This window comes from Pseudomonas sp. p99-361, from assembly GCF_003935475.1.
GTDB lineage: Bacteria > Pseudomonadota > Gammaproteobacteria > Pseudomonadales > Pseudomonadaceae > Aquipseudomonas > Aquipseudomonas juntendi.
Genome location: NZ_RHQO01000076.1, coordinates 1 through 21,051 on the forward strand (window position 1 = coordinate 1; position 21,051 = coordinate 21,051).

General features: G+C 61.0%; 19 protein-coding genes. 5 read left to right on the plus strand and 14 right to left on the minus strand.

Features of this window, described 5'->3' with window-relative positions; all coding sequences use genetic code 11:
- Positions 1-163 precede the first annotated feature (163 nt).
- Both ppnN and EGJ22_RS22470 read right to left on the minus strand, forming a co-directional pair.
- Complete coding sequence (gene ppnN, locus EGJ22_RS22465; RefSeq protein WP_029887975.1) at positions 164-1,537, minus strand: nucleotide 5'-monophosphate nucleosidase PpnN; 1,374 nt, start codon at positions 1,535-1,537, stop codon at positions 164-166.
- Positions 1,538-1,664: 127 nt separating this feature from the next.
- Positions 1,665-2,726 carry a YeiH family protein gene (locus tag EGJ22_RS22470; RefSeq protein WP_029887976.1) on the minus strand — a complete coding sequence of 354 codons (1,062 nt, stop codon included), beginning with the start codon at positions 2,724-2,726 and terminating at the stop codon, positions 1,665-1,667.
- Between the two features lie 110 nt (positions 2,727-2,836).
- Here EGJ22_RS22470 and EGJ22_RS22475 point away from each other — a divergent pair, with 110 nt between their 5' ends.
- The 3 genes from EGJ22_RS22475 (at position 2,837) to EGJ22_RS22485 (ending at position 7,179) form a co-directional block, all read left to right on the plus strand.
- The gene (locus tag EGJ22_RS22475) at positions 2,837-3,709 is read left to right on the plus strand and encodes a LysR family transcriptional regulator (RefSeq protein ID WP_029887977.1); all 873 of its coding nucleotides are present in this window, start codon (positions 2,837-2,839) and stop codon (positions 3,707-3,709) included.
- Positions 3,710-4,467: 758 nt separating this feature from the next.
- The gene (locus EGJ22_RS22480) at positions 4,468-5,820 is read left to right on the plus strand and encodes an MFS transporter (RefSeq protein ID WP_029887978.1); all 1,353 of its coding nucleotides are present in this window, start codon (positions 4,468-4,470) and stop codon (positions 5,818-5,820) included.
- Positions 5,821-5,916: 96 nt separating this feature from the next.
- Positions 5,917-7,179: an OprD family porin gene (locus EGJ22_RS22485; protein ID WP_029887979.1), complete on the plus strand. Its 1,263-nt coding sequence runs from the start codon at positions 5,917-5,919 to the stop codon at positions 7,177-7,179.
- A gap of 165 nt (positions 7,180-7,344) precedes the next feature.
- On the opposite strand, the gene pncB is transcribed toward EGJ22_RS22485, so the two are convergent.
- Positions 7,345-8,544, minus strand: a complete 1,200-nt coding sequence (gene pncB / locus EGJ22_RS22490; protein WP_029887980.1) for a nicotinate phosphoribosyltransferase — start codon at positions 8,542-8,544, stop codon at positions 7,345-7,347.
- Entirely contained in the window at positions 8,541-9,191 is a 651-nt protein-coding gene (locus EGJ22_RS22495) for an isochorismatase family protein (protein ID WP_009683721.1), read from the minus strand. Before EGJ22_RS22495 ends, pncB begins: the two co-directional genes overlap by 4 nt.
- A gap of 138 nt (positions 9,192-9,329) precedes the next feature.
- On the opposite strand from EGJ22_RS22495, the gene EGJ22_RS22500 reads away from it, so the two are divergent.
- Positions 9,330-10,034, plus strand: a complete 705-nt coding sequence (locus EGJ22_RS22500; RefSeq protein WP_029887981.1) for an NUDIX domain-containing protein — start codon at positions 9,330-9,332, stop codon at positions 10,032-10,034.
- A gap of 138 nt (positions 10,035-10,172) precedes the next feature.
- On the opposite strand, the gene EGJ22_RS22505 is transcribed toward EGJ22_RS22500, so the two are convergent.
- From EGJ22_RS22505 to EGJ22_RS22550, 10 genes are all read right to left on the minus strand, one after another.
- On the minus strand, positions 10,173-11,585 hold the full coding sequence (locus EGJ22_RS22505; RefSeq protein WP_064314767.1) for a cytosine permease: 1,413 nt from the start codon (positions 11,583-11,585) through the stop codon (positions 10,173-10,175).
- A 297-nt stretch (positions 11,586-11,882) separates the two neighbouring features.
- Positions 11,883-12,446 carry an NUDIX hydrolase gene (locus EGJ22_RS22510; RefSeq protein ID WP_029886870.1) on the minus strand — a complete coding sequence of 188 codons (564 nt, stop codon included), beginning with the start codon at positions 12,444-12,446 and terminating at the stop codon, positions 11,883-11,885.
- Positions 12,447-12,468: 22 nt separating this feature from the next.
- Positions 12,469-13,215, minus strand: a complete 747-nt coding sequence (locus tag EGJ22_RS22515; protein ID WP_009683726.1) for a GntR family transcriptional regulator — start codon at positions 13,213-13,215, stop codon at positions 12,469-12,471.
- Between the two features lie 90 nt (positions 13,216-13,305).
- The gene (locus tag EGJ22_RS22520; protein WP_009683727.1) at positions 13,306-13,695 is read right to left on the minus strand and encodes a carboxymuconolactone decarboxylase family protein; all 390 of its coding nucleotides are present in this window, start codon (positions 13,693-13,695) and stop codon (positions 13,306-13,308) included.
- Positions 13,696-13,784: 89 nt separating this feature from the next.
- Positions 13,785-14,270, minus strand: a complete 486-nt coding sequence (locus tag EGJ22_RS22525) for a flavin reductase family protein (protein WP_029886869.1) — start codon at positions 14,268-14,270, stop codon at positions 13,785-13,787.
- Positions 14,271-14,283: 13 nt separating this feature from the next.
- Positions 14,284-15,765, minus strand: coding sequence for an aldehyde dehydrogenase (locus tag EGJ22_RS22530; protein WP_054912259.1), 1,482 nt, complete (start codon positions 15,763-15,765; stop codon positions 14,284-14,286).
- Positions 15,762-16,595 carry an alpha/beta fold hydrolase gene (locus tag EGJ22_RS22535; RefSeq protein ID WP_029887620.1) on the minus strand — a complete coding sequence of 278 codons (834 nt, stop codon included), beginning with the start codon at positions 16,593-16,595 and terminating at the stop codon, positions 15,762-15,764. Before EGJ22_RS22535 ends, EGJ22_RS22530 begins: the two co-directional genes overlap by 4 nt.
- A 68-nt stretch (positions 16,596-16,663) precedes the next feature.
- On the minus strand, positions 16,664-17,260 hold the full coding sequence (locus EGJ22_RS22540; protein ID WP_029613156.1) for an amino acid synthesis family protein: 597 nt from the start codon (positions 17,258-17,260) through the stop codon (positions 16,664-16,666).
- A 282-nt stretch (positions 17,261-17,542) separates the two neighbouring features.
- Positions 17,543-18,583, minus strand: coding sequence for an LLM class flavin-dependent oxidoreductase (locus EGJ22_RS22545; protein WP_009683733.1), 1,041 nt, complete (start codon positions 18,581-18,583; stop codon positions 17,543-17,545).
- Between the two features lie 74 nt (positions 18,584-18,657).
- The gene (locus tag EGJ22_RS22550; protein WP_009683734.1) at positions 18,658-19,143 is read right to left on the minus strand and encodes a flavin reductase family protein; all 486 of its coding nucleotides are present in this window, start codon (positions 19,141-19,143) and stop codon (positions 18,658-18,660) included.
- A 316-nt stretch (positions 19,144-19,459) separates the two neighbouring features.
- Here EGJ22_RS22550 and EGJ22_RS22555 point away from each other — a divergent pair, with 316 nt between their 5' ends.
- Positions 19,460-20,866 (plus strand): cytosine permease, encoded by a 1,407-nt coding sequence (locus EGJ22_RS22555; RefSeq protein WP_064314766.1) that lies wholly within the window; start codon positions 19,460-19,462, stop codon positions 20,864-20,866.
- Positions 20,867-21,051 lie beyond the last annotated feature (185 nt).

The window sequence follows — 21,051 nt, forward strand, 5'->3', positions numbered from 1 at the left end:
AGCTCGCGATGCGCCGCGCGGGCGGCGCTCGCTCTAACAGGCGCTGCATATCTTCTGACAAACACCTGCCAGCCCTGGTGCGATCCCTGTGGCTGGCTTGCCGGCGATGGGCCGCAACGCGGCCCCAAGTTGCATGACTGACGCGCATTAGCGCAAGGCGCTGTCAGGTCACGACCTGATAGCACGGTACATACGCCGCCCCGCCGGGCAACTTCATCCGGTGCTGGTCGACGAACGCCTGCAGCAACCGCCCCAGTGGATCGAGCACAGCGCTGTCGCCACGAATCTGATAAGGGCCGTGCTCCTCGATCAGGCGGATACCCTTGTCCTTGACGTTGCCGGCCACGATGCCGGAAAACGCCCGGCGCAGGTTGGCCGCCAGTTCGTGCGGTGGCAGATCGCGGCGCAAGTCCAGTTCTGCCATCGCCTTATGCGTAGGGTCGAAGGGGCGCTGGAAGCTCTCCTCGATCTTCAGCAACCAGTTGAAGTGGAAGGCATCGTTGCGCTCGCGGCGGAACTGCTTCACCGCCTTGAGCCCTTCGACCATGTGCCGGGCAACTTCTGCCGGGTCGTCGATGATGATTTCGTACAAGCGGTGCGCCGCCTCGCCCAGCGTGGCACCGACAAAGGCATGCAACTGCTGCAGGTAGGGTTCGGCACTGCGCGGGCCGGTGAGCACCACCGGGAACGGCAGGTCGTGGTTGTCCGGGTGCATGAGGATACCCAGCAGGTAGAGGAATTCCTCTGCCGTACCGGCGCCACCGGGGAAGATAATGATGCCGTGGCCGACACGCACGAAGGCTTCCAGACGCTTCTCGATGTCCGGCAGGATCACCAGTTCGTTGACAATCGGGTTGGGCGCTTCGGCAGCGATGATGCCCGGCTCGGTCAGGCCCAGGTAGCGGCTGCCATGCATGCGCTGCTTGGCATGGGCAATGGTCGCGCCCTTCATCGGGCCCTTCATCACGCCCGGGCCGCAACCGGTGCACACGTCCAGCTTGCGCAGCCCCAGTTCGTGCCCGACCTTCTTGGTGTACTGGTATTCCTCGCTGCTGATCGAGTGGCCGCCCCAACACACCACCATCTTCGGCTCCACACCCGGGCGCAGGGTGCGGGCGTTGCGCAGCAGGTGGAACACGTAATCAGTGATGCCCTGGGAACTTTCCAGGTCGATGCGCTGGCTGGCCAGTTCGCTTTCGGTGTAGACAATGTCACGCAGGGCGCTGAACAGCATTTCGCGGGTGCTGGCGATCATCTCGCCATCGACAAAGGCGTCGGCCGGGGCATTCTGCAGCTCCAGGCGCACGCCACGGTCCTGTTGGTGGATACGCACCTCGAAATCCCGGTAAGCCTCGAGGATGGTCTTGGCGTTGTCGACATGGGCGCCGGTGTTGAGGATGGCCAGGGCGCACTGGCGGAACAAGGTGTAAAGGCTACCGGTACCGACTTCACTCAGTTGCTGCACTTCACGTTGTGACAGCGTCTCCAGGCTGCCTTTGGGGCTGACGGATGCATTGATGACATGGCGTTGAGGCATCTAAGTCTTTCCTGTGCGGGTAAAACATCCTTCTTGGACAACACCATACCGAGAAATGTGGGCGGCCACGAGGGGGGCGGTGAAAAACCTTTGCAGCGCTACGCCTGCTTCGCCGCCCGGTTGCCGATCAGCTCAACAACTTCTGCACCCCGAGGGTGATTGCCAGGCCGCCGCCAACCAGCCACAGGTTGAGCAGCGCCCCGGTCGCCAGCGCCCGTGGCCCGGCCTGACGAATCTGGCTCAAGCGCGTCTCCATGCCCAGCGCGGTCATCGCCATGGTCAGGGCGAAGGTGTCCAGGCCTTTGAGCGCCTGGGTCACGCTGCCGGGCAGCACCTGCAGCGAGTTCACCAGCACCAGGCCGAGGAAGCCGAAGGCGAACCAGGGCATGGCGATACGGCCGTTGCCTTTGCCCTGGCCAGCCTGGCGCGAACGGCTGATCCACAGGCCGACCACCAGCAGCACGGGTACCAGCAGCATGACCCGGGTCATCTTGACGATGGTCGCGATGTGGGTGACTTCCGGGCTGACGTTGCTGGCGGCGCCGACCACCTGGGCCACTTCGTGGATGGTGCCGCCCAGCAGCAGGCCGGCACCCAAGGTGTCCAGGTGCAGCCAGCCAGCGTTGATCGCCAAGGGGTAGACGAACATCAACAAGGTGCCGAACAGCACCACACTGCCCACCGCCATGGCGCTCTTGTGCGGGGCGCTGCGCAGCGCCGATTCGAATGCCAGCACGGCGGCTGCCCCGCAGATGGCGCTACCGGCGGCCGTCAGCAGCGCGGTGTCGCGGTCAAGCTTGAAGACTTTCATGCCGCACCACAGGCCGATCAGCAATGTGCTGCCAACCACCAGCAGCGAGACGATTAGCCCCGACCAGCCTACCTCGGCAATTTCCTGCAGGCTCACCCGCACGCCGAAGAACGCCACGGCAATGCGTAACAAGCCGCGAGCGGAAAAATTGATACCCGCGGCCCAGCTTGCCGGCACGCCGTCACGCAGCGCGTTGCCATACAGCGCACCCGCGACGATGCCGACAATCAGCGGGCTGATGCCAAGCCTGGCGATGGCGGGTATGGCCGCCAGTTGCGTGACAGCCAGCGCGAACAGCGCGACGAACAGGATGCCATTGAGCCGCCCTTTGGTAGAAAGGGTATGGGTGTAGGCGGGATGGGACGGTACCGTGGCCATGCGAGTCCTCCGGGCAATAATTCGACGAGGCCTACGTTAATCCGGTTATAAGCTTATAAAAAATCGTAATTTGGGATGGCAAATATCCGCTTTGCTGATATTTTGAGTTCATGACCCCAGAACAGCTGATAACATTCGCCACCGTTGCCGAGCATGGCAACATCAGCCATGCGGCCCAGGCCCTGCACCTGTCGCAGCCTGCGGTTTCCGGGCAGCTCAAGCTGCTGCAGGAGGCGTTCGGCGAACCCCTCTACCAACGTGCCGGTCGCGGCGTGCGGCTAACAGCGGCTGGCGAGCAACTGCTCGCACACGCCGAGCGCCTGCGCGATACCTTCCGCCAGGCCCAAGCCCTGCGCGAGGCCATGCGCGGGTTGGAGCGCGGCACCTTGCGCATTGGCGCCAGCACTACGCCCGCCAGTTACCTGTTGCCTTACCTGATTGCCGATTTTCATCGGCAGTACCCGGACGTGCTGGTGACGACCTCGCATGGCAACACGGCGGAGATCGTGGCGGCACTGGACAGCGTTGATATCGCCCTGATCGAGGGGCCGCCCGGCCATGAGTTGCCCCTGGGCACGCACACCACGCCGTGGCACGAGGACGAAATCGTGGCGATCGTGCCGCGCGGGCACCCCCTGGCAGGCACGCACAAGCAGCCATTGGCGGCGCTGGGGGCCTATCCGTTGGTGTTGCGTGAAAGCGGCTCGGGGGTGCGGCAGGTCGTTGAGCGGGCATTCGCCCGTGATGGCGTAGCCATGCGTGTGGCGCTGGAAATCGCCGGTGTGGAGGGGGTCAAGGAAGCGGTGCGTGCCGGCATGGGCATCGGCTTTGTTTCAGCCATGTCCATACGCCACGAGGACGGTGCTTTGCAACGCTTGCAGGTGCATTCCCAGGCATTGGTGCGTCGTTTTTCCATATTGATGCCGCACGCCGCTACGCCCTCGCGGGCGGCGGCGCGGTTTCTGGCGTTGTGCATGGCATAGCACAAAACGTCGCCCGCACCGGTACTCCCCCTCACCGCTCTATCACTGCAAGTGCGTGGACAATCCTTCTGAAGTTATCGATCGTGAGTGGCAAATCCGGTCACAGATTTTGGGCGCTTTTACCATTGTCACGCACGTCATTCGAAGGCGATTATTTTTCTGACGCTTCAGCGACTTCTCCCCAATAAGAACAAATCAGAGGGACGCATCGTGATGCCTTGTTACTTTCCTGCGTTACCTAGCTTTGGCTATCAGCATGTTGTTGATCTTCAGACATGTGGACCCTGGTTGTCTGTGGGTGCATGTATTGAACGCTGTGATTGCAATGCTCAAGCTGACCAAAGCGACCTCTTTGGCGAAGGCTCTCACGGTGTCAGTACACACTGCACATTTGAAGACCTGATTGCCCGCACCCGTTTTAATGATTGCTCTCCCAAACGCCCGAATTAGGCGAACTCGACTTCTGCCTCTCCATCATCACCGTTCGAGACCAACAGGCGTGACGTGAGTGGTTGTGGTGGCCGGAAAGAATGTCCCTGCCCGTGTCAGCGCCAAGTGCTGGCTCGCTACCTCGCGTTTATCAAAGTAGTTACCACAAGTACTTCGGCTTCAGGCATGGGGCGGGTGCGTAAATTGTGCCTGGTCTGAAAGACAGTCCTGGCAGTTTCATCCAGACAGTCGAGCATGTTGGATTGGCCTGCGATCGCGACACGTAAGTACACTTCAGTAGAAAAAAATAAGATTGAAGGAGATACGGTATGAGTGCTTTGAATGTGTTCACGTTGGCCGGAGAGTCTAAGTTCAATCGCTTTCATGGGTTGATTCTTTTTTGGTGCGTGCTGATACTGATCATTGATGGTTACGACTTGGCGGTGGTGGGGGCAGCACTGCCAGCCATCATGGTTGATATGCAAATTGACGCAACCAGTGCCGGCGTCATGGCTGGCTCAGCCTTGTTTGGCACCATGCTGGGGGCAATTTTCCTGGGGACGCTGGCAGACCGTATAGGTCGGCCAAAGATGATTGCAATCTGTGTGGCTCTCTTCAGCCTATTCACTGCTGCCGCCGGTTTTACTGACAATCCGTTAACCTTTAGCATCCTGCGCTTTATCGCAGGGTTGGGGATCGGCGGTGTGTTGCCTATCTGCACGGCGCAGATGGGAGAGTTCTCGCCCATGAAGGTTCGCACCCGCTTGGTGACCCTCGTTTTCGCGGGCTATTCGGTGGGCGGAATTTTGGTAGCGCTCACGGGTAAGCAACTGATCGAAAGCTACGGCTGGCAATATGTTTTCTACGTAGCAGCCCTACCAGTCTTTTTGATTCCTTTCATATTGAAGACCATGCCCGACTCTATCGGCTTCCTGTTGAAGCAAGGTCGGGAAGACGAGTTGAAAATCATTGCACGTCGTCTTCGTCCTGAACTTATGATCAAGGATGACACTACGCTTGTCGGTAACCCTCATATTGTTGCCGAGCAAGACAAGCCTGTACGAAGCCTTTTCCAGGAAGGGCGTGCCTACAGCACCGTCATGATCTGGCTGGCGTTCATTACTGGGCTTTTCATGGTATATGCGCTCAACTCATGGCTCACCAAGCTCATGGCCATGGCGGGTTTCAGCCTCGGTTCCGCCCTGAATTTCGTTATTGTGTTCAACCTCGGGTCGATATTCGGTGCACTTTTCGGTGGCTGGCTCAGCGATAAATTCAGCATCAAGCAGGTGTTGGTGGTGTTTTACGTGGTCGGTGCAGTTGCACTCACGCTAATGGGTTACACGCGTTCTACTGAACTGCTCTTCGTCGTCGTGTTCATCGTGGGTGGCTCCACGCTCGGTACCCAACTTCTGGCCTATGCGTATGCCGGGGATTTTTACCCCCCCACCATCCGTTCAACGGGTGTGGGCTTTGCGTCCGGGGTCGGTCGTATCGGAGCGATAGTCGCGCCCGTTTTGATTGGGGCACTCGTATCGATGGCCTTGCCGCTGGAGCAGAACTTCATGGCAATCGGCCTTGCCGGTCTGGTAGGTGCTGTTGCTGTGACCCTGATCAACCAGTCGCGCGCGGACTCCACGGTGGTGAGGAACAAGGTCATTGTTTCACACGATCTGACCTGATATCGGCGCTGTAGGCAGGGGGTCAACGTTCATCATTTGCATGGGGTTGACCTGCGGCTCATGCACAAACACACAACAATAATAAGGGTGCCTGTGATGGGTGGTTTTAATAAAAAGTCATTAGCCTGTTCTGCTGCTCTGCTGGTGACGCCTTATGTTTCTGCTGCGTTCGTGGAAGATTTCAAAGGTGGTCTCGAACTTCGAAACTTTTATTACAATCGCGATTTCCGTAATGATGGGGCTGCGCAGTCCAAGCGCGATGAGTGGGCACAGGGCTTTATCCTGAACCTGCAATCCGGCTTCACAGAAGGCCCCTTGGGCTTCGGTATCGACGCCATGGGCTTGTTGGGGGTCAAGCTTGACGCTAGTCCTGACAGAACGGGATCTGGACTATTGCCCTTCGATTCCGACAGAAACGTGGAAGACGAGTATGGAAAATTCGTGGCCACCGCCAAAGTCAGGGTAGGCAAGACTGAGTTGAGAGTAGGAGGGCTAAGTCCTCTGATGCCTTTACTCTGGAGCAATAACAGTCGCCTTTTGCCTCAGGTTTTTCGCGGGGGTTCTCTGACGGTCAACGATATTGATGCATTGACGGTTACGGCCACAAGGGTCAACGCTGTGAAACAGCGTAACTCTACCGATTTCGAATCACTCACGGTATTTGGCTATGCCCCGGTCGAAGCTGACCATTACAATTACATTGCCTTCGATTACAAAGCTGATAAGGACATGCGACTTAGCCTGCACGCCGCCGAACTTGATGATCTCTACAAGTCCTACTTCGGCGAAATCAAAGTCAGTCGGCCGTTTTTGAAGGGTAATGTCATTGCGGATGTTCGCTTTTTCGATGCCAGCGAAACCGGCGCCAAAAAACTGGGTAGCGTAGATAACCGGACACTGAGTAGCTACGTTGCTTATAGCATAAATGGGCACATTATCGGGGGCGGCTATCAGAAGGCGTGGGGCGACACGCCATTTGCGTTCATAAACGGCACAGATACCTACCTGTTCGGTGAGTCGCTGGTCAGTACATTCACTGCGCCCAACGAGCGTGTCTGGTTCGCCCGATACGATTATGACTTCGCCGCGTTGGGCGTGCCTGGATTGCTTTTCACCACCCGATATACGAAAGGCGATGATATTGATCCTGCTCTGCTAACAACCCGCCAAGCCGCTTCACTTCGTCAAAATGGGAGCGAGGGTGAAGAGTGGGAGCGAGTGACCGACCTCTCTTATGTCATCCAGAGTGGCCCAGCCAAAGGTGTCTCTTTTCAATGGCGTAACGCTACGAACCGATCGACCTATGCGGACAGCGCCAATGAAAATCGATTGATCATGCGTTATACCTTCAATTTCTAACGTGTTAAGGCGGGCCGCACAGATTAGTCGGCCCATTTCAGCTTATGCCGCCGGAGGGTTTATTGGCAGCTTCCTAGGGTGGGGGACAGGAGGGGCCGCAGGTGGACTGACAGTGCCGGCCTGGTGGGCGCAAGCTAACCCGCGATGAAGCCGACACAGCCGCCATCAATTCACCTTGAAAACGTGTTTCATATAGGCCACGAAATTCTCGTCCCGGCACTGGGTCTTGCCAGGGCTGTCGGAAATTTTCGCTACCGGCGCCCCATTGCACGCGGTCATCTTGATAACCATGTTCATCGGCGCTACCCCCGGGATATCGCACGTCAGTTGGGTACCAATGCCGAAGCTCACATTGATCCGCTCATGCAGCGCCCGGTACAGCCCCAGCGCCTTGGCAAAATCCAGCCCATCGGAGAAGATCAGGGTCTTGCTCTTTGGGTCGATCCCCAGCCGCTCATAGTGGGCAATGGCTTTTTCCGCCCACGCCAGTGGATCGCCAGAGTCGTGCCGCAAGCCATCGAACAGCTTGGCGAAATACAGGTCGAAATCGCCGAGGAAGGCATCCATGGTGATGCAGTCGGTCAACGCTATGCCGAGCAGCCCTCGGTACTCCCTGACCCAGCATTCCAGTGCGGCGGCCTGGCTGTCGACCAGGCGCGGGCCTAACTGCTGGTGTGCCATGAACCATTCGTGGGCCATAGTGCCCAGCGGCTTGAGCTCGAACTCACGCGCCAGGTGCACGTTGCTGGTGCCAACGAAGCGCCCCGGGAAATCATGCTTGAGGATATGCACGACTTCTTCCTGCACCCGGTAGGAGAAGCGCCGGCGCGTGCCGAAGTCCGCCAACTGGAAACCGGCCAGCTCTTGAGCACTGGCCTCGGCTTTCAGCCAGTCGAGCTTCTGGTACAAGCGCTCGCCGACCTGTTCGATCACCACGTCACGGTAGCGGTAACGGTTGCGCACCTCGCTGATGATCGCCAGCAGCGGGATCTCGTAGAGAATCACGTGCAACCAGGGCCCGCGTACGCGCACTGCCAGTTGCCCGGCGGCGTCCAGGCCCACCTGTACATAGCGCAGGTTGAAACGGAACAGGCTTAGAAAGCGAATGAAATCCGGTTTGAGGAAAGGGATTTTCTCCAGATAGGCCAACTGGTCGTGGGTCACCGTGACCTCGGCCAGCTGTTCTACCTGGTAGCGGATTTCAGCCAGGTAGGGAGACAAGTCTTCGTCGTTGCGGCAACGAAACTCCCATTCCACCTCGGCGTTGGGGTAGTTGTGCAGCACTGCCTGCATCATAGTGATCTTGTAGAAGTCGGTGTCCAGCAGGTTCTGGATGATGCGGGGGCCGAAAACACTTTCGCTCATGGGCGTTGTTCCTTGATCAGGGCAAGCTGGTGGTCGAGCGCGGCTTCGTCGCCGCAGAGGATGACCCCTTCGGCGGCCAAGGCGCCGCACGCCTCGATAGCGCCTGCCTGAGTCAGCGCACGGCAGGCCGGTAGGTACAGCAGCACCTCGAAGCCGGCCTGGCGCAGTTGCCGGGCGGTGGTCTTGACGCAGTAGTCCAAGGCCAGGCCGCCGACGATCACCGCGCCGACCTGCTGCACCTTGAGGTATTCGATGACCCCCGTGGAACGGCGTTCGGCGAGGTCGTGATAGCAGGCGCCGTAGGGGTGTAGGTCGGGTTCGACACCCTTCCACACGAAGTAGTCGTAATCGATGGGCGCCGGCAGGCCAGGCAGCAGCTCGAACCCAGGGGTGCCGGGGACGCAGTGGCTGACCCAGGTCAGGTCGGCGTTGGCCATTTGCAGGGGCTGCAGCATGTGCGCCGGGTCGGCGACAACCCAGGCGGCATTGGCCGGGTGGGCATCTTTGCTGCCCAGGCGCAGGTCGGCGCGCAGGGCCATGGTGTTGAGGTCAACCGCAATTTCATGGCCTTCGGGAACCGGGAGTTCCTGCGGCGCGTTGCCGGTGAAGCCGTTCTGCGCATCGACATCGAAACTGGCGATTTTCATGGCGGTTCTCCTTGCTGGACTCTCCACATAATCTACCTGGTGATCTAAGTCTGTCAAGCGTACATCCCTATTGATTTGCTTGTTGATTTACTTAGTGCCTCTGGTGGATTATTAGGCCAGTGAACGAGGAGCAACCCGGTGAGTACAGTTGAAGTCCTGGCCAGTGTCGATATCGTGACCCTGCGCCTGGCCCCCGATGCGCAGCATCTGCAAGTGTTGTTGCACCGCCGTGAGCGCGAACCGCACGCCGGCCAGTGGGCGTTGCCGGGGGTGATCGTCAATGGTCGAACCCCTGACATCAGCCTGGAGGCCGCGGCCGAGCGCGCGTTACGCGAAAAAACCCGGCTGGTGCCGTGCTACATGGAGCAGGTGGGTACCGAGGGCAATGCGTTTCGCGATCCGCGGGGCTGGTCGCTGAGCACCTATTACCTCGCCTTGATCGGCCCTGGGCAGGCAGCCTTGGGTGAGCAGTTGGCGTTTTTCGACCTGGACAGTGTGTTGGCGCGCAAGGTGCTCTTGCCTTTCGACCACACGTTGCTGGTGGAGCGGGCCCGCGAGCGGCTGGCGGCAAAGACCGTGTACAGCAGCCTGCCGCTGTACCTGCTGGCGGAGAAATTCACCGTATTCGATGCACTGGGGGCGGTTCAGGCATGCCTGGGGCAGACGGTGAACAGCACCTCGCTGCGTAAACGCCTGGAGCGCTTGCGTGAGCTGGGGTGGGTGAAGGACACCGGGGAGAAGAACCAGCCCAGGCTGGGCCGGCCGCAGCAGTTGTATCAGCACACGCCCCTGGGTGGGCGGGTGTTCATGTTTGATCGCAGCTTGTTGCCGGAGGGAGGGTAGAGTTCGGCTTGAGGGGCAGGGAGCGCTGCGACCGAGCGCCCCACCTGCGGTGCTCGGTCATGTATGGGTCAGCTTCCGGCATCGGAGCTCCCAGCGATGGTGCACAACCATCTGCTGGGATTTGCCGGCGCAGCAAACTCAGTGCCCCATGGCCAACTTGGCACTCAGCTGCCGGCGCCGGTAAGCACTGTCACGGCTGGCCAGCCACCAGTACAGCGGCGAAGTCACCGCCAGCCCTACCAGCCACGACAGGTCGGCGCCGTTGATGTGCTCGGAAATCGGCCCCACGTACAGCGGCGTGTTCATGAACGGGATCTGCACCACGATACCCACCGCATAAGCGAGCAGTGCCTGCGGGTTGTAACGGCCATAGATACCGCCATCGACCTGGAAGATCGACTGGATGTCGTAGTCGCCCTTGTGGATGGCATAGAAGTCGATGAGGTTGATCGCCGTCCACGGCACCAGCACCACCAGCAACACCAGCACCATGTCGACGAAGTGGCCAATGAAGTCCGCCGAAGCGAACACGGCGACCACGCAGCACGCCGACAGCACGATCAGCGACAGTACTGCGCGGCTCTTGGCGGTCGGGATCCAGCGATAGGCGAAGGTTTGCACCAGGGTGATGATCGACAGTACCGCGCCATACAGGTTGAGGGCGTTGTGGCTGATGACGCTGAGCAGGAACAGCACCAGCATGACGGGGCCGAGGGTCCCGGTGGCCAGTTTGACCGCATCCATGGTGTCCATGCCGGCCGGAATGGCCAGTACCGCCACGGCGCCGAAGATGAACGACAGGCTCGAACCCAGGGCCGAGCCCAGGTAGGTGGTCCAGAAGGTCGAGCTGACTTTCACGTCTGCCGGCAGGTAGCGTGAGTAGTCCGACACGTAGGGCGCAAAGGCGATCTGCCACAGCGCCGCCAGCGACACGGTGGCCAGCCAGCCGGCCAGGCTGAAGCTGCCGCGGCTGAGGAAGTCGTCGCTCTGCACATGGGTGAAGATATAGCCGAAGCCGACCACGATGCCGATACCCAGCACCCAGGTGCCGATGCGGTTGAGGACGTGGATGAAGCGGTAGCCGATGATGCCGATGATGCCCGAACCCAGCGCGCCGATGACGATGCCGACCGGCACCGGTACTGCGTCGACCACACCGTGCAAAGACTTGCCGGCGAGCACGATGTTGGAGGCGAAGAAGCCGATGTACATGACCCCGGCAATCACTACCACCAGCAGCGCGCCCAAGGTACCGAACTGGGCACGGCTCTGGATCATCTGCGGGATGCCCATTTGCGGGCCCTGGGCCGAGTGCAGGGCCATCAGCACGCCACCGAGCAGGTGGCCCACCAGGATGGCGACGATGCCCCAGACCAGGTTCAGGTGAAACAGCTGCACGCCCAACGCGCCGGTGACGATGGGCAACGGCGCAATGTTGCCGCCGAACCACAGCGTGAACAGATCCCTTACCTTTCCATGGCGGTCTTGCGGTGGCACATAGCCGATCGTGTGTTTTTCTATGAGGGGTGCCGTATTGGCTGCACTGGTCATGACTGACTCCAAGGCAAGGTAGGGCATTGGCAACTGCCCGGGTGCGTGCCGGCGATGGGCGACGCGTTCTTGTTGGAGCGATGATGCGGGCCGCTGGGGGAACGGGAAATTAGTAAATATGTACCTTTAAGCCTTAAAAAACCTAAGGCTGACAAAAGCTTAAGCGGCTGACGGTGGCAAGGAGGGTGCCAGTTGGCTGAGGGGCTTGGGGTAGAGGGGTTGCGCGTTATGTGCGCGGTGATGGGTGAGCTTTGTTGGTGCGACCCGGGCATTTTTGGGGCACAGGGCCAGCACCGGCTAACGCATGAAGTGCACCTTGCCGGTATCGTCATTGCCCATGTACATGCCATACACCCCAGCCTGCCGCTCCAGGATGTAACGTTCGAGAATCTGGCGGATCGCCGGGTAGTAGATCTGATCCCAAGGGATCTCATCCGGTGCGAAGAACTTGTACGCCAGCGTTTCCGACCCGTATTGCCCGGTTTCTTCGGTCACGATGGCGCGGAAGATGATGTAGACCTCGCTGATTTTCGGCACGCTGAAAATCGAGTACGGCGAAATGATGTCGGCCCGCACGCCGCTTTCTTCCCACACTTCGCGCAGCGCCGCCTGCTCGGTGGTCTCGCCAGCCTCCATGAAGCCCGCCGGCAAGGTCCAGGTGCCGGGGCGTGGCGGGATGGCACGCTGGCACAGCAGGTACTTGCCGTCGCGCTCGATGATGCAGCCGGCGATGATCTTCGGGTTGATGTAGTGGATGTAGCCGCAGCCGCCACAATGCAGGCGTTCGTGGGTGTCTCCTGCAGGAACGCCCCGGGCCAGTTCCTTGGTACAGTGCGGGCAGTAGCGCGGGGCGTTGGGCATGATCAGCGGCCTGTGGGTGGCGTTAAATACGTGGATCCTTCAGCGCCAGGGGCTCGACGATGTCGCGCACCTTGACGTGGTCTTCCTGCTTCTGGCGCAGGTAATCCAGGGCTACCTTCGCAGCCGCACGCACATGGTCGACCGAGGCCTGGTGGGCAACCAGCGGGTCGCCACCCTTGATCGCCTCGACCATCTTTTCCATCTCGCGGTTGCTGGCGCCGCGGCGGTTTTCCTGCGACACCGAGGTGGCGCGCAGGTAGCTGATGCGTGCCTGCAACTGGCGCAACTGCTGCGCCGCCACCTGGTTGCCGGAGCCTTCCAGCAGCACGTCGTAGAAGCCTTGAACCGAGTCCAGCACCTGCTGCAACTCGCCTTCTTCCAAGGCTTCGCGGTTGACCTCCAGCGCGCGTTCCAGGGCACGGATGTCCTTGGCCTTGGCGTTGAGGGTGAACAGCTGCACGATCAGGCCTTCGAGTACGCAACGCAGCTCGTAGATGTCGCGGGCGTCTTCCAGGGTGATGATGGCCACCCGAGGGCCCTTGGCGTCGGCGAATTCCACCAGGCCTTCGGATTCCAGGTGACGCAGCGCTTCGCGTACCGAGGTACGGCTGACCCCAAGGCGGTCGCAGAGGTCGCGTTCGACCAGGCGGTCGCCAGGCAGCAGGTGGAAGTTCATGATCGCCGCGCGCAGCTTGTCTAGCACGATTTCGCGCAGGGTAACGGGGTTGCGGTTGACCTTGAAGCTGTCGTCGAGTGGCTGGCGTTTCATCAAGTGCGCTCTTAAAGAGGCTGCCCGGCCGCAACCGCAATAGCACCACGAACCTTGGGTGCTCCTTGCGTGGGTTCGAACAGCCCGGTGTTAACGGGTTGGCTCCGCATCGGCTTCAGCGAACGCTTCGCGGGCCAGGCGGAAGCTGTCCACCGCCGCGGGCACGCCGCAATAAATGCCGACCTGGAGCAGGATCTCGCGAATCTGTTCACGGCTCAGGCCATTACGCAATGCGCCGCGAATGTGCAGCTTGAGCTCGTGGGGCCGGTTGAGCGCGGAAATCATGGCCAAGTTTATCATGCTGCGCTCTTTGAGCGAGAGGCCTTCACGGCCCCAGACGTGGCCCCAGCAGTATTCGGTGACCAGTTCCTGCAACGGCTTGGTGAAGTCGTCGGCGTTCTGAATCGAGCGGTTGACGTAGTCTTCGCCCAGTACCTGGGTGCGGATTTGCAGGCCTTTCTCGTACTTGTCATTGCTCATGCGCAGTGCTCCGGAATGAAACAGGGACATTGGCGGTGGCTTCTTCGCGGGCAAGCCCGCGAAGAAGCCAACACCGGCTTAAAGGTCTATCAGCCCAAAGGCGGCAGGGCGCCCAGCTTGCCCTTGTGGTACACCATCGGCGTTACCGGCTGCTCGGGCAGCACCAGGTTCTTCACCGCACCCACGATGATCGCATGGTCCCCGCCGTCATACTCGCGCCACAGTTCGCACTCGATGATCGCCGTGGCCTTCGCCAGCAGCGGGTTGCCCAGCTCGCTCAGGTGCCACTCGATGCCCTTGGCCTTGTCCTTGCCCTTGCCGGCAAACGCATAGGCCTCGGTGGTTTGCTCGGCCGACAGCAGGTGGATCGCGAACTGCTTGCTGTCGCGCAGGATCGGGTAGGTGTCAGAGGCGTAGTTGGGGCAGAACAGCACCAGCGCCGGGTCGATCGACAGGGCGCTGAAGGCACTGGCGGTGATGCCGACGATGCCACCGTCGGCGTCCAGGGTGGTGACAACCGTGACGCCGGACGGGAAGGAGCCCATCACGTCTTTGTAGATGCCAGGTTCGATCATCTCGTGCTACCTCTTAGCGCATCACAAACGGGTCGGGCATGGGCGCGGTGGACAGGTTGATCCACACGGTCTTCAGCTCGGTATAGGCCAGCACCGAATCGATGCCACTCTCACGGCCGTAGCCGCTGTTCTTGAAACCGCCGATCGGGGCCATGGCCGACACGGCGCGGTAGGTGTTGACCCAGATGATGCCCGAGCGCACGTCACGGGCCAGGCGGTGGGCGCGGCCCAGGTCGCGGGTCCAGATACCGGCCGCCAGGCCGAACTGCGAGTCGTTGGCGATTTCCAGCGCCTGCTCCTCGGTCTTGAAGCGGATGACCGCCGCGACCGGGCCGAACACTTCTTCCTGCATGATGGTCATCGAGTTGCTGTCGCACTCGAACAGGGTCGGTTCGTAGAACCAGCCTTCGCCTTCGACCTCGGCCCGCTTGCCACCCATGTGCAGCTTGGCGCCTTCAGCCTTGGCCGCAGCGACCAGGCCTTCGACCACGGCCAACTGCTGCGCGGTCGCCATCGGGCCCATTTCGCTGGCATCGTCCTGCGGGTTGCCGATGCGGATGCGCTTGGCGCGGGCAATCAGGCGCTCGACGAACTCGTCGAAGATCTCGTCCTGCACCAGCAGGCGCGAGCCGGCGACGCAGCTTTGCCCTGAGGCAGCATAGATGCCGGCCACGGCGCCGTTGATGGCGCTGTCCAGGTCGGCATCGGCGAAGATGATGTTCGGCGATTTGCCGCCCAGCTCCAGCGACAGCTTGGCGAAGTTCTCGGCACTGCTGCGCACCACGTGGCGGGCAGTGGCTGCACCGCCGGTGAAGGCGATCTTGCGCACCAGCGGGTGGCGGGTCAGCGCCGCGCCGGTGCTTGGACCGTAGCCGGTGACCACGTTGACGACACCCGGCGGGAACCCGGCTTCCAGGGCCAGGCGGGCCAGCTCCAGGATGGTCGCCGAAGCGTGCTCGGACGGCTTGAGCACGATGGTGTTGCCGGCCGCCAGGGCCGGGGCCAGTTTGATCGCGGTAAGGTACAGCGGGCTGTTCCACGGGATGATGCCGGCGACCACACCGATCGGCTCGTGCACGGTGTAGGCGAACAGGTCGGGCTTGTCTAGCGGCAGGGTGCCACCTTCGAGCTTGTCGGCCAGGCCGGCGGTGTAGTGGAAGAACTCGGGCAGGTAACCGACCTGGCCGCGGGTTTCGCGAATCAGCTTGCCGTTGTCACGGCTCTCCAGCTGCGCGAGGTGCTCTTTGTTCTCGGCAATCAGGTCACCCAGGCGACGCAGCAGCTTGCCGCGCGCGGTGGCCGTGATGCTGCGCCACTGCTTGCTGTCGAAGGCACGCTGGGCGGCCTGCACGGCCAGCTCCACATCGGCCTCGTCGGCATCGGGCAACTGTGCCCAGGCCTGGGCGGTGGCCGGGTTGAGGCTGTCGAAGGTCTTGCCGCTCTGGGCATCGCGCCATTGGCCGTCGATGCACATCTGGAAACGAACGAGGGTCATGCAACAATCCCCTTGGCGGATTCGGTAAGGGTGCGGGCTTGCGCGAGGAAGTCCAGCAGCATCTTGTTGACTTCACGCGGTGCTTCCACCGCCATCATATGCCGTTGCTCGGCCAGCACCACACTGTGCGCACCCGGGATGCGCGCCGCGAGCTGGCGGGTCATGGCCGGTGTGGAGCCCGAGTCGAGCTCGCCGGTGGCGATCAGTGTCGGCACCTGGATGCTGCCCAGGTCGCTGGCGCGGTACATGTCCTGGGTGGCGAACAGCGAATAAGTGGTGTGGTAGCCCTGCGGGTCATTGCTCGCCAGGACCTGGCGGATAGCGGCGACCTGGGCCGGGTTGGCGGCCTTGTATTCACGGCTGAACCAGCGCTCGAGGGCGGCGTCGACGTTGGCGTCGGGGCCCAGCTCTGCGGCCTGGGCGGCGCGGGCGATAACGCCGGCGCTCTGCTCGGGGCTACGGTTGAACACGCTGTTGAGAACCACCAGTGCCGCCAGGCGCTGCGGGTAGTTGAGGGCAAAGGCCCGGGCAACCAGGCCGCCCATGGAAAAGCCGATTACCGTGGCCTGGGCGATTTGCAGGTGGTCAAGCAGTTCGGCGAGCTGGTCGGCATAGCCTTCCAGCGGGGTATCGGCAGCCGGCACGCGGCTTTGCCCGTGGCCGAGCATGTCATAGGCGATGACGCGGTAGTCGTTGGCCAGGCCAACGAACTGACCGCCCCACATTTCCTTGTTCAGGCCCACGCCGTGGATCAGTACCACGGGTTGGCCCTGGCCGACGGACAGGTAGCTGGTGCCGGCAGGTGTGCGTTCAGCGACAGGCTGAATCATGGAGGGCGCTCCTTGAAGGTCGGGCGCGGCGGGTAAGCACGCCACGCCCCGGCCCGTCTTGGTTGTTGTTATTGAGCGCTGGCTTTTTCGGCAGCCAGTTCTTCCAGGTCGATGTAGCGGTTGCCGATGCGCGGGTGCAGGCGGCCGCCGTCGGCAGCGCCCAGCACCACGACGATTTCATCGGCACGCGGTGCGTCTTCGATCTGCATCTCCAGGGTGATGTAGTGCGAGCGCAGGCCCTCGTCGTCTTTCTGCATCATCGGGATCTGGATCGAGGTGCCTGGGCCACCACGCTTGTTGGTGAAGCTCAGGTAGCTCTTGGCCTGTACCGCTTCGCGGTAGTGGTTGCCAAAGCGCAGGGTGTGGATCACCGCCGAAGCGTGCTCGATTTCGCCATCGGCACCCACCACGGCGGCCTTGCCGTAGGCCTCGATCTTGTCGGCCCCACCAATGGCGGCAGTCAGGCGCTCGACCATCAGTGCGCCCAGCTCCGAGCAGTTGGCGCGGATTTCCGGCTTCAGATCTTCAACGAAACCGCGACCGGCCCATGGGTTCTTGATCACCACGGCCAGGCCGACCATGGTCACCGGCTTGTCGGTGGCCTTGCCGCCTTCGATGCGGGTCTCTTCGGAGTAGGTGACGATCTTGCGGATTTCGAAACTCATGGGTGGCTCCTGGTGAGGGTTATCAGCTCTTGTTGTCTGATGGTATACCATAATATTTGTTGTGCAAGAGGGGGGTGGAAATTTCTCTTGCGGGGGGGACGGGAGGCCGCAAGTCGAAAGTCGAAAGTCGAAAGTCGAAAGTCGAAAGTCGAAAGCAGATCTGCTTTTGCTTGCAGCTTGCAGCTTGCAGCTTGCAGCTTGCCGCTAAAAAAGCCCGCTCGCGCAAGCCGCATGGGCCCACGGGAGCGGGCTGTGTCCCGCAATGTTTCAGGCAATGGGAATTCAGGCGAACGCCGGTACCACTTCCTTGATGAACAGTTCGAGGGACTTCTTCTTCTCGGCGTGGGGCAGGCTGTTGTCGCACCAGAAGCTGAACTCGTCGACACCCAGCTCCTGGTAATAGCGGATACGCGCGATGATCTCTTCAGGGGTGCCGATCATGGTGTTCTTGCGGATGTTCTCCAGCTGGAACGCCGGCACTTCGGCAAACTTGGACTCCGGGCTCGGCTCCAGGAAGCCGTTGACCGGGGTGGTCTTGTTGCCGAACCAGGCATCGAAGGTGCGGTAGAAGCGCGAAATGGCCTGGGCGCCGACCTTCCAGCCGTCCGGCTCGGCCGGGCTGTGCACGTGGGTGTGGCGCAGCACCATCAATTGCGGGCGCGGTACGTCGGGGTTGTTGTCCAGGGCGGCCTGGAACTTGTTCTTCAGGTCGAGTACTTCCTCGTCGCCCTTCATCAGCGGCGTGACCATGACGTTGCAGCCGTTGGCCACGGCAAAGTTGTGCGAGTCCGGGTCGCGGGCGGCGATCCACATGGGCGGCGTGGCGTTGAACGGCTTCGGTACGCTGGTGGAAGTGGGGAACTTGTAGACTTCGCCGTCATGGGCATAGTCACCTTCCCAGAGCTTGCGCACCACCGGCACCATCTCGCGCAGGGCCTTGCCGCCGTCGGTGGCCGGCATGCCACCTGCCATGCGGTCGAATTCGAACTGGTACGCGCCACGGGCCAGGCCCACTTCCATGCGGCCGTTGCTGATCACGTCGAGCAGGGCACATTCACCTGCCACGCGAATCGGGTTCCAGAACGGCGCGATGATGGTGCCGGCGCCCAGGCGGATCTTTTCGGTGCGTGCCGCCAGGTACGCCAGCAATGGCATCGGGCTTGGCGAAATGGTGTATTCCATGGCGTGGTGTTCGCCGATCCACACGGTGCTGAAACCGCCGTCTTCGGCCATCAGGGTCAGTTCGGTCAGGTCTTCGAACAACTGGCGGTGGCTGACCTGTTCATCCCAACGTTCCATGTGTACGAACAACGAAAATTTCATGGGGCTTTCCTCAACGTTTGAAAGGTGCTGGCGCCAGGCAGGGTGGCGCCAGCTGTCTCGATTCACAATGGGCTTCAGGCCAAGGCCGGCAGGCTGGCCATCTTGCCGCGGCAGTACACCATCGGCCGCGGCGCTTGGGCTGGAACGATCAGGTTGTGCACCTTGCCGACCATGATGGCGTGGTCGCCACCTTCGTATTCGCGCCACAGTTCGCACTCGATGACCGCCGTGGCGCCGGCCAGGATCGGGTTGCCCAGCTCGCTGAGGGTCCACTCGATACCGTTGGCCTTGTCTTTGCCTTTCTTGGCGAACGCATAGGCGTGTGCCTGTTGCTCACCCGAGAGCAGGTGAATGGCGAAGCGCTTTTGCTTGATCAGTACCGGGTAGGAGTCGGAGCTGTAGTTGGGGCAGAACAGCACCAGCGGCGGCTCCATCGACAGGGAGGAAAATGCGCTGGCGGTCAGGCCGACGACCGAGCCGTCGTCGTCCAGGGTGGTGATGACGGTAACGCCGGACGGGAAGGAGCCCAGGACGTTCTTGTAGACGGTTGCGTCGATCATCGGGTTTACCTCTAAAAGGCTGCGGTGGTCCGCGGTTTTTATCGTTGATGTGTCTGATGGTATACCGTAATACCTATTTTGCAAGCAGAATTTTCAGCCGCACATTTTCACGATGAGCGGCGCAAAGCCACGGAATACGGGGCTTTGCTCTGTGTGGTGGTTTGTCGCAGGGGTTTTTCAAGCAGAACAGTGGCCGCTTTTTCGTGCGGATCAGTGTTGTCAAAAGATTGGAATACCATAATATGGTCCGCAGCTGAGAGGCCGCCTAGATGCGGTTTCCTTACAACGATAAAAACGACCTTTCGAGCTGAAAACCATGTCCCAACCGTCGTCGCAACACCAGTTTGTCGAGAATCACACGGTCGATTATGTGCCACCTGCCGAGCGCCATGGGAAGGCGCGCGACCTGTTCACCCTCTGGTTCAGTACCAACATTGCGCCACTGCCGATCGTCACCGGTGCCATGGTGGTACAGGTGTTCCACCTGAACCTGTTGTGGGGGCTGGTGGCCATCGTGCTGGGCCATCTTGTCGGGGGCGTGGTCATCGCCCTGGCCTCTGCGCAGGGACCGCAGCTGGGCATTCCGCAGATGGTCCAGAGCCGTGGCCAGTTCGGCCGCTATGGCGCCTTGCTGATCGTGTTCTTCACGGCGTTGATCTATGTTGGCTTTTTCATTTCCAACATCGTGTTGGCCGGCAAGACCATCCACGGCATCAGCCCGAGTGTGCCGATGCCAGGGGCGATCGTGATCGGCGCCTTGAGCGCCACCGCCATCGGCGTGATCGGCTACCGTTTCATCCACATCCTCAACCGTATCGGCACCTGGGTGATGGGCTCGGCACTGCTGGCCGGCTTCATCATGATGTTCATCCAGGACCTGCCTGCCGATTTCTTCAGCCGCGGCGCCTTCAACCTGTCGGGCTTCATCGCCACCGTCTCGCTGGGGGTGATCTGGCAGATCAGCTTCTCGCCGTATACCTCCGACTACTCACGCTACCTGCCGCGTGAAGTCGGCATTGCCAAGCCGTTCTGGGCGACTTATTTCGGCGCTACCCTGGGTACCATCTTGTGCTTCAGCTTTGGTGCGGTGGCGGTGCTGTGCGTGCCGCAAGGCACCGATGCGATGGACGCGGTGAAGCAGGCCACCGGCTGGCTGGGGCCGATCCTGATGGTGCTGTTCCTGCTCAACATCATCAGCCACAACGCCCTCAACCTGTATGGCGCGGTGCTGTCGATCGTGACTGCAATCCAGACCTTCGTTGCCCAGTGGACCCCCAGCGTGAAGGTTCGGGTGATCCTGGCCTCGGTCATACTGCTGGGCTGCGGTATGGTCGCGCTGAACGCCTCGGCAGATTTCATCGGCCAGTTCATCGGCCTGATCCTGGCGCTGCTATTGGTGCTGGTGCCGTGGGCCTCGATCAACCTGATCGACTTCTACCTGATCAAGAAGGGCCAGTACGACATCGCCTCGATCTTCAGTGCCGACGGTGGCATCTATGGCCGTTTCAATCACCATGCGATCGTTGCCTATGCCTGCGGCATCCTGGTGCAGCTGCCGTTTGCCAATACCTCGCTGTATGTTGGGCCGTACTCCAACCTGGTCGAAGGCGCCGACCTGTCCTGGCTGTTCGGCTTGCTGGTGACGGTGCCGCTGTACTACTGCCTGGCCACGCGCAGCAAGGCCGGCGAGAAGGCGGGGCGGGTTTTGAGTGTGAACGACTGATAGTCACGTGTGGCTGCAACAGGGGCTGCTTCGCAGCCCATCGCAGGCAAGCCAGCTCCCACAGGGGTCGCGTCAGGGCTGATAGGTGTTTGTCACAAGATATGCAGTGCCTGTGAGATCGAGCGCCGCCCGCGCGGCGCAATCGCGAGCTGCGCTCGCTCCTACGTTTGTTTCGGGCCAATTAT

What these genes read in the sequence shown, in the direction of transcription:
- ppnN (WP_029887975.1), bottom strand. Translation starts at nt 1,537, where the DNA reads ATGCCTCAACGCCATGTCATCAATGCATCCGTCAGCCCCAAAGGCAGC.
- EGJ22_RS22470 (WP_029887976.1), bottom strand. Translation starts at nt 2,726, where the DNA reads ATGGCCACGGTACCGTCCCATCCCGCCTACACCCATACCCTTTCTACC.
- EGJ22_RS22475 (WP_029887977.1), top strand. Translation starts at nt 2,837, where the DNA reads ATGACCCCAGAACAGCTGATAACATTCGCCACCGTTGCCGAGCATGGC.
- EGJ22_RS22480 (WP_029887978.1), top strand. Translation starts at nt 4,468, where the DNA reads ATGAGTGCTTTGAATGTGTTCACGTTGGCCGGAGAGTCTAAGTTCAAT.
- EGJ22_RS22485 (WP_029887979.1), top strand. Translation starts at nt 5,917, where the DNA reads ATGGGTGGTTTTAATAAAAAGTCATTAGCCTGTTCTGCTGCTCTGCTG.
- pncB (WP_029887980.1), bottom strand. Translation starts at nt 8,544, where the DNA reads ATGAGCGAAAGTGTTTTCGGCCCCCGCATCATCCAGAACCTGCTGGAC.
- EGJ22_RS22495 (WP_009683721.1), bottom strand. Translation starts at nt 9,191, where the DNA reads ATGAAAATCGCCAGTTTCGATGTCGATGCGCAGAACGGCTTCACCGGC.
- EGJ22_RS22505 (WP_064314767.1), bottom strand. Translation starts at nt 11,585, where the DNA reads ATGACCAGTGCAGCCAATACGGCACCCCTCATAGAAAAACACACGATC.
- EGJ22_RS22510 (WP_029886870.1), bottom strand. Translation starts at nt 12,446, where the DNA reads ATGCCCAACGCCCCGCGCTACTGCCCGCACTGTACCAAGGAACTGGCC.
- EGJ22_RS22515 (WP_009683726.1), bottom strand. Translation starts at nt 13,215, where the DNA reads ATGAAACGCCAGCCACTCGACGACAGCTTCAAGGTCAACCGCAACCCC.
- EGJ22_RS22520 (WP_009683727.1), bottom strand. Translation starts at nt 13,695, where the DNA reads ATGAGCAATGACAAGTACGAGAAAGGCCTGCAAATCCGCACCCAGGTA.
- EGJ22_RS22525 (WP_029886869.1), bottom strand. Translation starts at nt 14,270, where the DNA reads ATGATCGAACCTGGCATCTACAAAGACGTGATGGGCTCCTTCCCGTCC.
- EGJ22_RS22530 (WP_054912259.1), bottom strand. Translation starts at nt 15,765, where the DNA reads ATGACCCTCGTTCGTTTCCAGATGTGCATCGACGGCCAATGGCGCGAT.
- EGJ22_RS22535 (WP_029887620.1), bottom strand. Translation starts at nt 16,595, where the DNA reads ATGATTCAGCCTGTCGCTGAACGCACACCTGCCGGCACCAGCTACCTG.
- EGJ22_RS22540 (WP_029613156.1), bottom strand. Translation starts at nt 17,260, where the DNA reads ATGAGTTTCGAAATCCGCAAGATCGTCACCTACTCCGAAGAGACCCGC.
- EGJ22_RS22545 (WP_009683733.1), bottom strand. Translation starts at nt 18,583, where the DNA reads ATGAAATTTTCGTTGTTCGTACACATGGAACGTTGGGATGAACAGGTC.
- EGJ22_RS22550 (WP_009683734.1), bottom strand. Translation starts at nt 19,143, where the DNA reads ATGATCGACGCAACCGTCTACAAGAACGTCCTGGGCTCCTTCCCGTCC.
- EGJ22_RS22555 (WP_064314766.1), top strand. Translation starts at nt 19,460, where the DNA reads ATGTCCCAACCGTCGTCGCAACACCAGTTTGTCGAGAATCACACGGTC.